Origin of the sequence: Actinoallomurus purpureus (assembly GCF_024055795.1) — a bacterium.
Lineage (GTDB): Bacteria > Actinomycetota > Actinomycetes > Streptosporangiales > Streptosporangiaceae > Actinoallomurus > Actinoallomurus purpureus.
In genome coordinates, this window is the sequence record NZ_JAMXMY010000012.1 from 167,955 (window position 1) to 179,855 (window position 11,901).

The window sequence follows — 11,901 nt, forward strand, 5'->3', positions numbered from 1 at the left end:
CCATCCGAGAACGCCGACCGCGGCCCTCACGAACAGCCTGCGTCATTCGTGGGGGCCGCGCCATCGGCCCTGCGCCCGAACCCGTCCCCGTCTCGGGACCTACGCCCGGGCACGGGCGCCGGCCTCGGTCCCGCGCCGGGGCGGGTGGGTCCTCCGAAGGCCCGGAGCGATCGTCGGGACGATGGTCACGAAGGAGAGTCCTTCCCTTGTGTCTTCACGGTGAGGACCCCGACCGGAACGCGCCTCCGGCCGGGGCCGGTTCGACCGCCGATGGGGCGGACCATCACGTATTGCCCTCTTTGTCGGTCCCGATGCCTCGGTCCCGGATGACGACGAGATCGTGCCGGGGGTCCGGTCCGGGGCGCTCTCCGGCGCCTTCGACGACGAAGCCCGCGTCGGCGATCATCCGGAGGTCGTCGTCGCCGGCCTGGCCCTCGCTGGTGAGGTAGTCGCCGAGGAAGATCGAGTTGACGACGTGCAGCGCGAGCGGCTGCAGGCTCCGCAGGTGGATCTCCCGCCCGCCGGCCAGCCGCACCTCGACGTCCGGGAAGACCAGCCGGAACAGCGCCAGGATGCGCAGGCAGCGGAGCGGCGTCAGCTCCCACCTCCGGGCCAGCGGCGTGCCCTCGAACGGGATGAGGAAGTTCACCGGCACCGAGTCCGGATTCAGCTCGCGCAGCGCGAACGCGACGTCGATGACGTCGTCGTCACCCTCCCCCATGCCGAAGATCGCCCCCGAGCACGGCGACAACCCGGCGGCCGCCGCCTCGTTGACCGTGTCGACCCGGTCCTGGAAGCCGTGCGTGGTGCAGATGTCGCCGTAGCGTTCGGCGCTCGTGTTGAGGTTGTGGTTGTAGGCGAACGCGCCGGCCTCGCGCAGCTGTTCGGCTTGGCCGGGCTTGAGCAGTCCGAGGCACACGCAGACCTCGACATCGCGGGAGGCGATCTCCCGGACCGCCTCGCCGACCCGGTCGATGTCCCGCTGGGCCGGGCCCCGGCCGCTGGCCACCAGGCACACCCGGCGGGCACCGCGCGCCACGGCCTTGTCCGCCGCGCGGACCATCTCCTCGGTGTCCTGCCAGGAGTACTTGAGGACGTCGGCGTCGGACCCCTTGCGCTGCGAGCAGTAGAAGCAGTCCTCCGGGCACAGGCCGCTCTTCATGTTGACCAGGTAGTTGAGCTTCACCCGGTCGCCGAAGAACGTCCGCCGCACCCGTCCGACGGCCGCGGTCAGTTCGAGCGTGCCCGCGTCGGAGACGGCGAGCACCGTACGGGCCTCATCCCGGGTGAGCGCCTCCCGGCGCATCGCCTTGGCCACGATCGGATCCACGAGAGCGTCCATAGGGCGAGTCTGCCGTGTCCTCGTCCAGGGGCGGAGGAGCCACCGGTACAACAGGGCGGACCGTGGCTTGTAGGCGCGGTCTACTTGACGCGGCGGCGTGCCTCAGGAACCCGTGGACGCGGCGGTGAGCTCGGCGAGCAGGGCCACCTGTTCGCGGCGCTCGGCCGCGGCCTGCTCCTCGAGGGTGTTGTGCGGAGCCTGCCGCAGGAGGCGTTTGGTCGCGGCCGCGGTGGCCGGACGGACCTGGAGGATGGCCGCGACGAGGTCGGCGACCGCGGAGTCGAGCTCGGCGGCGGGCACGACCAGTTCGGCCAGCCCCAGCCGGGCGGCCTCCTCCGCGTAGATGGTGCGCGTCGTCAGGCAGATCTCCAGGGCGCGCGGCACGCCGACGATGTCGACGAGCGGCTTGGTGCCCGTGAGGTCCGGCACGATGCCGAGGGCGGGCTCCTTCATGGCGAACTTCACGTCGTCGGCGACCACGCGCAGGTCGCACGCGAGCGCCAGTTGGAAGCCGCCTCCGATGGCATGCCCGTGGACCGCGGCGACGGAGACGATGTCGGGGCGGCGCAGCCAGAGGTAGCCGGCCTGCAGGCCGGCGATGAACTCCTCGTCACGGGGGCCGGCGGTGTCCTCGCCGGGGACGCCCTCGGGACTGAACAGGCGCAGGTCGATGCCGGCGGAGAAGGACGGGCCGTCGCCGCGTACGACGACGACGCGGACGCCGGCGGGCAGCGTCTCGCCGATGCGGGCGAGCGTGCGCCAGGTGCTGAAGGTCAGGGCGTTGCGCCGCTCGGGCCGGGCGAGGCTGATCGTCGCCACGGCGCCGTCGACGTCGAGGCGCAGGCCGGCTCGTTCGAGCTCGGCCGGGTCGAGCGGTGAGTCCGCCATGACGCTCCTTCCGGCGTGCGTCGTGGCGGTTGGGCCCGCCACCGTGCCCGACCCTAGCGGGTCGGGCACGGTGGCCTCTCATGCGGTCCGGCGCCGAGAGCGGGGGGAGCTAGAAGTCCGTCAGGACTTCTTACCGCGGGTGGCCCCGCCGCGTCCGCGCAGATTCACGCCGGACTCGGTGAGGATGCGGTGGATGAAGCCGTACGACCGTCCGGTTGCTGCAGCCAGGGCACGGATGCTCTCGCCGGAGTCGTAACGCTTCTTCAACTGCTCCGCCAACTTATCTCGCTCGGCACCGGTCACGCGGGTGCCCTTCTTTAGGGTCTCGGCCACGAGTACCTCCCGTAGTGATGCGGTGACCGCTGCGTTATCCCCAGCCATGATCAGACATTCGCGCGCGATCGGCTACCCACTACGCCAGAAAAGATCTGCTTCCTTGGGTCAAGGTTGCGCTGCAGGTCAGGCAAGTGCCACGAGATCGGAAAATTCGTCACTCCAGATGTCCTCCACACCATCCGGAAGCAAGATCACTCTTTCCGGTTGCAGCGCCCGCACCGCACCCTCATCGTGAGTCACCAGAACGATGGCCCCGGCGTAGGTGCGCAGGGCCCCCAGGATCTCCTCGCGGCTCGCGGGATCGAGGTTGTTCGTCGGCTCGTCGAGCAGCAGCACATTGGCGCTGGAGACCACGAGAGTGGCCAGCGCGAGCCGGGTCTTCTCGCCCCCGGACAGCACGCCGGCGGGCTTGTCGACCTCGTCGCCGGTGAACAGGAACGAGCCCAGGATCTTGCGCACCTCCGTCTCCGCGAGGTCCGGGGCGGCCGACCGCATGTTCTCCAGCACGGTACGGTCGACGTCGAGGGTCTCATGCTCCTGCGCGTAGTACCCCAGGCGCAGGCCGTGCCCGTCGACACGCTCGCCGGTGTCGGGCTTTTCGACGCCCGCCAGCAGGCGCAGCAGCGTCGTCTTGCCCGCCCCGTTGAGGCCGAGGATGACGACTCGACTGCCCCGATCAACCGCTAGGTCGACATCGGCGAAGACTTCCAACGAACCGTACGATTTGGACAAAGCTCGTGCCATGAGCGGCGTTTTGCCACACGGGGCCGGCGCGGGGAACCGAATCCGGGCCACTTTGTCGGCCTGGCGCTCGTCCTCGACCCCGGCCAGGAGGCGCTGGGCACGGCGCTCCATCTGCTGCGCGGCCTTCGCCTTGGTCGCCTTGGCGCGCATCTTGTCGGCCTGGGACTGCAGGGTGGTCGCCTGGCGCTCGGCGTTGGCGCGCTCGCGCTTGCGGCGCCGCTCGTCGGTCTCCCGCTGGGTGAGGTAGGTCTTCCAGCCGACGTTGTAGAGATCGATCACGTTGCGGTTCGCGTCGAGGTGGATGACCTTGTTCACGACCGCGTCGAGCAGGCCGACGTCGTGACTGATCATGATCAGGCCGCCCTGGTGCGACTTCAGGAAGTCGCGCAGCCAGGCGATGGAGTCGGCGTCGAGGTGGTTGGTGGGCTCGTCGAGCAGGAGCGTGTCGGCTCCGGAGAACAGGATGCGGGCCAGCTCGACCCGGCGGCGCTGGCCGCCGGACAGCGTGCGCAGCGGCTGGCCGAGCGCGCGGTCCGGCAGGCTGAGGCTCGAGGCGATGGAGGCCGCCTCCGCGTCGGCGGCGTACCCGCCGAGCACGTGGAGCCGGTCCTCCAGGCGGCCGTACCGGCGGACCGCCTTGTCGCGCTCGGCTCCCTCGGCCGTCGCCATCTTCTGCTCGGCCGCGCGCATCCCCCGGATCACCTCGTCCAGGCCCCGCGCGGACAGGATCCGGTCGCGGGCGAGGACCTCCAGGTCGCCGGTGCGCGGATCCTGCGGCAGGTAGCCGACGGTGCCGGAGCGCGTCACCTCACCGGCGGCGGGCAGGCCCTCGCCGGCGAGCACCTTGGTGAGCGTCGTCTTGCCGGCCCCGTTGCGGCCGACCAGGCCGACCCGGTCGCCGGGGTTGACGCGGAAGGAGGCTCCCTCGAGCAGCAGACGGGAACCGGCGCGGAGTTCGATGTCACGGGCGGTGATCACAGTGAGAACGCTCCTGGGGGGCGGGCTGGGCGAGGCGGGGACGACGAAAAGGGCGCCGCCCGGAACCCCGTGTCCCGGCCGCGCCCTTGGAACGCCTGATCAGCTCGCAAGCATGCCTTCAGTGTACGGGACGGCATCCGGGGGCTTGACATCGTCGCCGCCCGGCACGACCGATCCCGGTGACCCTCCAGGTGTGGCGGCCGCGATCAGGGGAAGCGTGTACGGCGAATCGATCCGCCGTCCCGGCGGACGCATCCGACCAGGAGAGGAAGGCCCGGGATGGCCGACGATCGGTCGAAGGAGGACCTGGAGGAGGAGCTCCGGGTGGTGGAGGAGGACATCGCGTCCGTGCGCCCGGCACTGGAGGACCTGCGCGCGCGGATCGGCGACCGGTCGGACGATCCGACCGACGTCGAGGAGCGGGCCGCCATGATCACGACCGCGGAGGAACAGGAGGCGCTCGTCGAACGGCTCGAGGAGAGACGCTTCGAACTCCTGCGGCGGCTGGGCCGGGCGTGACGCGTGACCCCCGCCCGGCCGCCCGGGCGCCGGATCGATTCAGGTACCCATACGGGGAGTCCTCCCGTGGTGGCGCACCGTCCCGGCGACGAGAGTGGATGTCGACCGTTCCGCCCCCTGTCCTCCGAGAGGTCTTCCCGATGCGTCGTATCCGGATCAAGGTCAAGAGCCCGCGCCCGGCCCCGGCCGCCGAACTCGACCTGCGCACCCCCTCCGGCCGCCCGCTTCCGTACTGAACCCTCACCCGGGGGAGGACGGAGGGCACGTCCGCCTGCTGCGACCGACCCGACCTCACGCGCCCGGATCGCGGCGTGGGCGGTTCAGTGAGTCCGGATCGTGATCCGCGGCCCGCAACCGTGGTGCCGCACCCGGCGTCTGAGCCCGCATGCGTGGAAGACCGCTCGCCCGGATCCTGGTTCCGCTCGTCGTGGCGGCTGCCGCACTGGGGGTCGTCCGGCCGTCCTGGGCGTGCGGCTGCGGTGCGCTGATCACCTCGACCGCCTCCGGGGTCGACGTGGCCGAGGAGACCTCCATCGTCCGCTACGACGGATCGGCGGAGGAGATCGTCATGCGGCTGTCCGTGCGTTCGCGGGCCCGTGACGCCGCCTGGCTCATGCCGACCCCGGCCCGCGCCGCGGTGACGCTCGGCGAGCGCGGCTGGTTCGACCAGCTCGACCGCCTCACCGAGCCCAGGGTGGTGCGGCGGAGGCACTGGCTCCCGCGTCTCGGCGACGACCGCAGTGCGGGCGCGCCCGCGCCGGGTAGGGGCGGGCGGGTCGGCGTGCTCGCGCGGCAGCGGCTCGGCCCCTTCGAGGTGACGACGCTGTCTGCGGCCGACCCGCACGCCCTGGCGGCCTGGCTGACGGCGCACGGCTACCACCTGAAGGAACGCCTCGCCCAGGCTCTCGCCCCGTACGTGGCGCGGCGCTGGACGTACACGGCGATCAGGCTCGCCCCCGAGAGCGGCCCGCTCACCGGTGAGCTCGACCCGCTGCGCATCAGGTTCGCCGCGGACGCGCCGGTCTACCCGATACGGCTGTCCCGGCTCGCGAGCACGCCCCAGGCCGTGCACCTGTACGTCCTCGCGCCGCACCGGGTCACCGTCCGCGGCCTCGGCCTGTTCACCGTGTACGCGGGCCGGGTGAGCCCCGCGCAGGTCTCCTCTCCCGGGCTGCGCGGGCTGCTGGGCGGCGGAGCGTTCCTGACCGAACTGGTGCGCCAGGGGATCCCGCCGGCCGACTTCACCGACGACCTGGGCTTCGGCTACACCGCCGACACGCCGTACCGGCAGGTGGAGTACGAGGAAGGCGGGCTGGTGGCGTTCCTGGGCCTGCCGGCCGTCCTGTGGGTCCTCGCGGTGCCCGTGGTGGTGCTCGCGGCCCTGGCGTCGGTCGTGGCGGCCCGGCGGTCCAGGCGCAGGCGCGCAGCCGCCTGACCGTTGATCGGCATTTCCGTAACCCTCGGTTTGGGAAGGGCGACCCGGTGGGAGGATGTCGGGCATGTGGATCGCTCCCGAACGCCGGCGTGCGGGCCGGTGGGTCGCACCGGCGCTCGCCGTCGCCGCGGGCGTGGCGATCGGGGTCACCGAGACGGCGCGCGGGCACATGACGACGGGCCTCGTGGGCTTGGCGGTTCTCCTCGGCTACGGCGCGCTGCTGGCCTATCGCCGGGGCGAGTCGGTCCTCACCACGCATGAGGCGTTCGGGGTCGGCCGGCGCTCCGGGATCCACCTGCGCGCCGCCGCGATGACCGGTGACGTGCTCGTCGGCGTGATCGTGGCGGCCCTGCTGGTCCAGGCCCTGCGCGGTGCCGAGATCGGCCTGCTCGCCGGCCTCGCGGCCGTCGCGGGCGTGACCTACTTCCTGTCGATCCTGATGCTGAACCGCAGCTACTGAGCCCGGCGCGGCACCGGCGGGCCGCGCGCGTCGTCGGCGTGGATCCGGGGGCCGGGCGCATTACGGAAGACCACCGACGGCGACCCGGACCGCCACATATCCCCTCGGCGGCAAGCGATGAAATTCCCGATGAATAGTGATGCCCGCGGCCTCCTGCGCGGGCGAAAAGGTCGCAGAATCGTTCCGTGACCGCTTTCGCCGCAGCACCCGGCGGCCCGGAGTCCGCGTTCGCGGGGCGTTCGGCCGCCCCGCCTCCGGCGCACGTCACGTTCCAGCCCATCGTCGACCTCGACGCGGGAACGGTCGTGGCCGTGGCCCCCTCCGTGCCCGGTCCCCCGATCCTCGATCCGGACCTAGACGTCGACCGCGCGATCCTCGCGGCCCGTACCCTCTCCCGCTGGGAGACGATGCTCCCCGTCCAGCTGGCGCTGCGGATGAGCACCCTCGCCTATGCCCGGCCGATGGAGCGGCTCCACCAGACGCTGGTGAGCCTGGGCCGCCGACCCGGCGGCGTCATCGTCTCGGTGGCGGGCGACCTCGCCGGGATGCCGCTGGACGAGGCCGCAGCACGGCTCGGTGGGCTCCGCTCGGCCGGATACCTCCTCGCCCTGGAGGCGGGGAACCTGCCGACCCGGTTCGTCGCCGAGATCGCCCCGGCGGTGCTGACCCTCGACCCCGAGGTGACCCGGCGGGCCACGGCGGACCCCCGGCGCTCCGCGATCGCCGAGGCGTTCGTCGCGCTCGGCCGCCGGCTCGGGGGCCACGTGCTCGCTCCGGGCGTCATCTCCGACGACCAGCTGACGCACCTGCGAGGACGCGGCGTGCGGCTGGCGCAGGGGCCGCTCCTGGCGTCGCGGGAATGGCAGCCCGGCATGCCGGTGAACGTGCCGGTCGGATCCCGCGACCTCGAGCGCGACCGGCTCGGCCCGCGCGTCACGGAGTTCATGATGCCGGCGACGGTGATGCCCGACACGGCCACCGCCGAAGAGGTGCTCTCGGTGTTCAACGCGGAGCCGGGCACCAGCAGCGTCGTCCTCGTCGACCAGACCGAGCGCCCCCGTCACACGGTCGACCGCACCCGTTTCCTGCTCCGGCTGGCAGGCGCGTACGGTCACGCCCTGCACGCGCACAAGCCGGCCGCCAGGCTGGCGGATCCGCCCCGGCCGGTCCCCCGGACCGTGCCCGCGATCGCGGCCCTGCGCGCGGCGGGCGACGACGCCGAACGCGTCTACGACGACCTGGTGGTGATCGACGAGATCGGGCGCTGTCTCGGCGTCGCACGGGTCGGCGACCTGATCCGCAGCTTGTCCGCGCTCGATCACTGATCCCCTGGCCGGTCGGTCGCCGGGTGCCCGGCCCGGCGTACCGAGGTCAGGACGCGCTCGACGCCCTCGATGACACGGGCGGTGCGGTAGGACGGGAAGACGTCGAAGGCGTGCTGGGCGCCCTTCATCTCGGCGTACAGCACCGGCGCGGCCGACACCTCCCTGAGCCGTGCCGCGAAGGAGCGCGCCTGCGCCACCGGCACCAGCGTGTCCAGACTCCCGTGGACCACGAGGAACGGCGGCGCGTCCGCGTTGATCCAGTGTGCCGGGGACGCCTTGTCGTACGCCTCGGGGTCCTCCACCCGGCTCACGCCCATGACATGGCGTTCGATGGCCGACACGAAGATCTTCGAGCCGCCGTCCAGCAGAGCGCCGAGGTCGTAGACGCCGTAGAACGTCACGGCCGCCCGTACGGTCGTGTCGGCGTCCTCGAAGCCCGGCTGGTACTCCGGCGCGTTCGGTGTGAGCGCGAGGAGAGCGGCGAGATGGCCGCCCGCCGACCCGCCGGTGACGCACAAGAAGTCGGGGTCGGCCCCGTGCTCCTCGGCGTGGTCGCGGTACCACCGGATCGCCCGCTTGAGGTCGATCAGGTGGTCGGGGAACTTCACGCGCGGGCTGAGCCGGTAGTCCACGTTGACGCCCACCCAGCCGTTGGCGGCGAGATGGTTCAGCAGCGGGATCCCCTGCTCCCGCTTGCTGCCGATCATCCACGCCCCGCCGTGCACCTCCATGACCCCCGGCCGCCGCTCGCCCGGCTCCGTCGGCCGGTACACGTCGAGCCGCATCCCCGGCTCGTCCCCGTAGGCGATGTCGCGGGTCCGCGTCACCCCGGCGCGCCGGGTCATGAGGAACGGGAGGACGACGTGGGACCGGGGAAAGGCCGGTGCCCGTTCGCCCGGATCGAGCTCCAGTCCGGCGCTCCACTCCCGCACGGTGACGGTCGTCCGCCGGGCCCGCACCATGACGACCGCGAGTCCGGCCCAGCCCACGGCGGTCGCGACGAGGCCCGCCCATCCGGCCCCACCGTGGAAACCCCCCGCGCCGACGATCGGCGCCGTGACCGCCGCCTCGGTCACGAGGACCCACGGGGCGAGCTCAATGGTGAGCCACGCGGCGAAGAAGCCCGGGATCAGCAGCAGGAGGTCCTTGCGGGGCGCCAGGGCGTTGACCGTCGTCAGCAGCGCGAGGGCCCCCGAGGCGAGGAGAACGTACGACATCGTGCCTCCGAGGCGTGGACCGGCCGGTTTCACGATCCATCACGAAGCAGGCGCCGACAACGTGACCGCGACCACACGTCCGCTTGGTGGAATCCCCGAGGAGCGATGAGTCGAGGGCCGATGCCGGTCGCCTAGAGCTAGCGCCGTTCCGTCAGCGTTCCAGGGCCGCCTTGATTCGGCCGAGGGTGGTGCGCATGCCCTGCCGGTTGACCTCGGCGCGTCCCTCCGCGGGGACGCCGGTGAAGACCCTGCCGAGGAGGGAGACGAACGCCGCTGCCCGGCCGTCCCGCCGCAGGTCCTCCCAGTGCTCCGTCAGGCGTATCGAGCCGTCACCGGCCGGCTCGATCCGGTAGCCCCACACCGCCACCGGCGCCCCGAAGCTCGTCACCCGAAAGGCGAAGGCCTTCCCCGGCACCGCCTGGGTGACCCGGCAGTTGGTGAACCACACGCGCGGGCCGACCCGGTTGAACCCGACGAACGTCAGGCCGGGGACCACGCGGCGGCCGCGGACCCACACCGCGAAGACCTCCGGGCTCCACTCCCCCATCCGGCGCGGATCGGCGACCGCCTCGTACACGCGCTCCGGCGCCGCGTCGATGACGACGCTCTCCTCGACCGTCCACTGGCGTTCCATGCCCGCGATCATCCCGCACGGCGGAGACACGGTCAGCGAAGGTGGGCGTAACGCTCCTGCCAGCCGGCGAACCAGGCGGCGAACCAGGGCTCGCCCGCGGCGAGCGGCATGATGTAGGTCACCGTCTCGGCGTGGTAGCGGCGCTGGAAGTCCGGCGGCATCAGGTCGAGCGTCTGGACGTTGCTGACCCGGTCGGCGAGCTTGACGAGAATCGCCTCACGGGGCGCGTCACGCAGTCGCCGCAGATAGGAGACCTTCGCGGCCCGCTTGGCGGCCTTCCCCTCCACGGGCGGCTTGGTCACCCAGTCCACCAGCTCCCCGACGACCGGGCCGAACCCGGCCTCGACGTCGGCGAGCGTGGCCGTGGTGTCCTCGACCACGTCGTGCAGCAGGGCCGTCACGAGCACGTCGGTCGTGGTGACGCCCGGCCCGCGGACCAGCACCTCCAGCGCCTCGAGAAGGTGCTCACCATAGGGCGCGCCGGTGGGCCGCCGCTGCTCGCCGTGCCAGCGCAGCGCGGCCTCGGCGGCCCGATCGAGCGTGGCCAGATCGAGCGGCCGCGAGGCCAGGGCGGCATGAGCCTGGTCCCACGTGCGCCAGTTCGTGAAGATCTCCACGGTGTGCCATCTCCTCCGGGTCGCCGGGCACCGTCACGAGGTCGTCTCGATCGCCCGAGAGCGTGCGCGCGGCCGCATGGTCGCGGCATCATTGCACAGTGCGAAATCCGCCCGACGATCACGCTGTCGCGGTGTGGATGTGGCCCCGGGCGCTCCCGCTCGCCGAGATCTTCGGACGGGAGTGGGACGGCGCGGAGATCCGCGCCCGTTTCCTCACCCTCACCGGCCAGTGGCACGCCCGCCATCCGGCCCCGTCACCCGCGGGCGGGGAGGGCGGACCACAACCCGGCCAGTGGATGTGGCATCCGCCCGCCCACCGCATCTACGACTGCCACACCTACGAGGCCGGGGACGACTGGCTCGAGGTGGCGATCAGGATGGAGACGGTCGACTTCTATCCCGGCCACTGCCGGCTCGGCGCGAGCCTGACCATCGCCTGCCGGTGCGAGACCGCGCACCGGAGTCACACGATCGTCGAGACCTCGTGGCGCACCGGCGGGCCCGCCGGTGCGCTGGACGCGCTCACCGCGATCCTGCGCTACACCGACCAGTGGATCGCCAACTCCCAGCAGCCGGCGGGCTGGCGCCGGCATGCCGGGCTGGACTGACGAGGCGGCTCAGACGTTGAAGCCGAGGGCGCGCAGCTGCTCGCGCCCGTCCTCGGTGATCTTGTCCGGGCCCCACGGCGGCAGCCACACCCAGTTGATCGTGACCTTCTCGACCAGACCCTCCAGGGCGCTGGCCGTCTGGTCCTCGATCACGTCGGTGAGCGGGCAGGCGGCGCTCGTGAGCGTCATGTCGAGCGTGGCGACGTTGTCGGCGTCGATGGTGACGCCGTACACCAGACCGAGGTCGACCACGTTGATGCCGAGCTCGGGGTCGACGACGTCCCTCATCGCCTCGAGGACGTCATCCTCGGCGACCTTGGTATCGCTCATGAGTTGCTGCCTTCCATGGCTTTCGCGGTCGCGTCCTTCCACGCCATCCAGGCGAGCAGGGCGCACTTGATACGGGCGGGGTACTTCGACACTCCGGTGAAGGCGACGGCGTCCTCGAGCACGTCCTCGTCGGGTTCGAGCTGCCCGCGCGACTGCATCAGCTTGAGGAACTCGTCGCCGGTCACCATCGCATCCTTCACCGGCCTGCCGATGATGAGATCGGTCATCACCGACGCGCTGGCCTGGCTGATCGAACAGCCGAGCGCGTCGTACGACACGTCGGCGACCTCGCCGCCGTCGAGCCGGACGCGCAACGTCACCTCGTCACCGCAGGTCGGGTTCACATGGTGCACCTCGGCGTCGTACGGCTCCCGGAGACCCTTGTGATGAGGGTTCCGGTAGTGGTCCAGGATGATCTCCTGGTACATCGACTCGAGCTGCATCTGCGTCCCTTTCAGACGGCCGGTG

General features: G+C 71.8%; 14 protein-coding genes. 5 read left to right on the forward strand and 9 right to left on the reverse strand.

Annotated elements, in window-relative coordinates:
• Nucleotides 1-283: 283 nt before the first annotated feature.
• From bioB to NE236_RS23120, 4 genes are all read right to left on the reverse strand, one after another.
• The gene (gene bioB / locus NE236_RS23105; RefSeq protein WP_252844153.1) at nt 284-1,342 is read right to left on the reverse strand and encodes a biotin synthase BioB; all 1,059 of its coding nucleotides are present in this window, start codon (nt 1,340-1,342) and stop codon (nt 284-286) included.
• 102 nt (nt 1,343-1,444) lie between these two features.
• A complete protein-coding gene (locus NE236_RS23110) occupies nt 1,445-2,230 on the reverse strand; it encodes an enoyl-CoA hydratase/isomerase family protein (RefSeq protein WP_252844154.1) in 786 nt (261 codons plus the stop codon).
• Between the two features lie 120 nt (nt 2,231-2,350).
• Nucleotides 2,351-2,563 carry a helix-turn-helix domain-containing protein gene (locus NE236_RS23115; protein WP_141961196.1) on the reverse strand — a complete coding sequence of 71 codons (213 nt, stop codon included), beginning with the start codon at nt 2,561-2,563 and terminating at the stop codon, nt 2,351-2,353.
• A gap of 126 nt (nt 2,564-2,689) precedes the next feature.
• A complete protein-coding gene (locus NE236_RS23120; RefSeq protein ID WP_252844155.1) occupies nt 2,690-4,288 on the reverse strand; it encodes an ABC-F family ATP-binding cassette domain-containing protein in 1,599 nt (532 codons plus the stop codon).
• Between the two features lie 279 nt (nt 4,289-4,567).
• Between NE236_RS23120 and NE236_RS23130 the strand changes: the two genes are divergently transcribed.
• From NE236_RS23130 to NE236_RS23145, 4 genes are all read left to right on the forward strand, one after another.
• On the forward strand, nt 4,568-4,807 hold the full coding sequence (locus NE236_RS23130; protein ID WP_289850755.1) for a hypothetical protein: 240 nt from the start codon (nt 4,568-4,570) through the stop codon (nt 4,805-4,807).
• Between the two features lie 385 nt (nt 4,808-5,192).
• Nucleotides 5,193-6,242 carry a DUF2330 domain-containing protein gene (locus tag NE236_RS23135; RefSeq protein WP_252844157.1) on the forward strand — a complete coding sequence of 350 codons (1,050 nt, stop codon included), beginning with the start codon at nt 5,193-5,195 and terminating at the stop codon, nt 6,240-6,242.
• Between the two features lie 64 nt (nt 6,243-6,306).
• Complete coding sequence (locus NE236_RS23140; RefSeq protein ID WP_252844160.1) at nt 6,307-6,702, forward strand: ABC transporter permease; 396 nt, start codon at nt 6,307-6,309, stop codon at nt 6,700-6,702.
• Between the two features lie 185 nt (nt 6,703-6,887).
• Complete coding sequence (locus NE236_RS23145) at nt 6,888-8,027, forward strand: EAL domain-containing protein (RefSeq protein ID WP_252844161.1); 1,140 nt, start codon at nt 6,888-6,890, stop codon at nt 8,025-8,027.
• Here the strand turns inward: NE236_RS23145 and NE236_RS23150 are convergent.
• From NE236_RS23150 to NE236_RS23160, 3 genes are all read right to left on the reverse strand, one after another.
• Entirely contained in the window at nt 8,021-9,244 is a 1,224-nt protein-coding gene (locus tag NE236_RS23150) for an alpha/beta hydrolase (protein ID WP_252844162.1), read from the reverse strand. The genes NE236_RS23145 and NE236_RS23150 overlap by 7 nt on opposite strands.
• Before the next feature lie 151 nt (nt 9,245-9,395).
• The gene (locus NE236_RS23155; protein ID WP_252844163.1) at nt 9,396-9,878 is read right to left on the reverse strand and encodes an SRPBCC family protein; all 483 of its coding nucleotides are present in this window, start codon (nt 9,876-9,878) and stop codon (nt 9,396-9,398) included.
• Between the two features lie 32 nt (nt 9,879-9,910).
• Nucleotides 9,911-10,495, reverse strand: coding sequence for an HD domain-containing protein (locus tag NE236_RS23160; RefSeq protein WP_252844164.1), 585 nt, complete (start codon nt 10,493-10,495; stop codon nt 9,911-9,913).
• Nucleotides 10,496-10,593: 98 nt separating this feature from the next.
• Here NE236_RS23160 and NE236_RS23165 point away from each other — a divergent pair, with 98 nt between their 5' ends.
• Entirely contained in the window at nt 10,594-11,103 is a 510-nt protein-coding gene (locus NE236_RS23165) for a hypothetical protein (protein ID WP_252844165.1), read from the forward strand.
• Nucleotides 11,104-11,112: 9 nt separating this feature from the next.
• On the opposite strand, the gene NE236_RS23170 is transcribed toward NE236_RS23165, so the two are convergent.
• Together NE236_RS23170 and sufU are read right to left on the reverse strand one after the other, a co-directional pair.
• Nucleotides 11,113-11,433 (reverse strand): metal-sulfur cluster assembly factor, encoded by a 321-nt coding sequence (locus tag NE236_RS23170; protein ID WP_252844166.1) that lies wholly within the window; start codon nt 11,431-11,433, stop codon nt 11,113-11,115.
• Nucleotides 11,430-11,876 carry a Fe-S cluster assembly sulfur transfer protein SufU gene (gene sufU, locus NE236_RS23175; RefSeq protein ID WP_252844167.1) on the reverse strand — a complete coding sequence of 149 codons (447 nt, stop codon included), beginning with the start codon at nt 11,874-11,876 and terminating at the stop codon, nt 11,430-11,432. The genes NE236_RS23170 and sufU overlap by 4 nt, the downstream gene beginning before the upstream one ends.
• Between the last annotated feature and the right edge of the window lie 25 nt (nt 11,877-11,901).